1 protein-coding gene is annotated in these 799 nt (G+C 51.1%); it reads left to right on the top strand.

The window, feature by feature from the left end:
- Nucleotides 1–493, top strand: a 493-nt coding sequence (locus ACOI1H_RS25915; protein WP_422441225.1) for an AAA family ATPase, incomplete at its 5' end; no start/stop codon positions are given.
- Nucleotides 494–799: the final 306 nt, after the last annotated feature.

The following is a 799-nucleotide window of genomic DNA, read 5'->3' as shown; positions in this document are numbered from 1 at the left end:
TAAGCTACCGCTCTCAATTCTTCCGCGTGCTCGAACTGAGGGAGCCCAGCTGAAAGCAGGAATCTTCGAGAAAAAGGGGGTGGCCCTTCTTGGTCCATCGGGTGCGGGAAAATCCCGCATCGTTGATGAAGTTATCAAAGAGTATGTGAACCTTGCTGATGCTACGGGCGGACGGGAGTTTGGATCGCGGATTCTCAGTATCTTCGTTCCTGGTGCTGCCTCGGTGAAAGACACCTGCCGCGAGATTTTGCTCGATTTGGGATATGCTATTCAGTCAAATCGAGACGGAAATTATCTGTGGCGCTTGGTCAAGACCAAGATGAAGCTTGAAAAAATCGCGGCCATTCATCTTGACGAAGCTCAATATAGTGGGAGATTCAAGACAAATACGAGCATGGCGAACTTCGCTAATTTTCGCAATATGATGCAGGATCGCGATTTAACGCCAAGTTCGTTTTCGATGTCTACACGCCCGAGCAACTTGTCCAAATGAAACATTCAAGCATTTGAAAACACTTGACAAAAATTCCATTAAGTTGCTCTTTCGATGTCTGACATAAAATGACACGGCACTGCAGTATTGGTTTGCCAATGGCCATCGCTATGCGGCGCGGGTGGTGTATCGCTTGAATTGAAGCGCCAGAATGGGTTGGCCCCCTGCAAGAGCCGGCGCTGATCGACGTCTGCGCTGATGCCGATGCACCACGAGGCGCGACTGTCTGGATAGGACCTCTCCTCAATGCAGCAGGACCGGCGATGCACAATTCCTGTGCGCCGCCGGTCCATTTCGCGTGTCGCC

Origin of the sequence: Loktanella sp. DJP18 (genome assembly GCF_049310965.1) — a bacterium.
GTDB lineage: Bacteria > Pseudomonadota > Alphaproteobacteria > Rhodobacterales > Rhodobacteraceae > Loktanella.
This window is presented reverse-complemented; position numbering and strand designations above follow the sequence as displayed.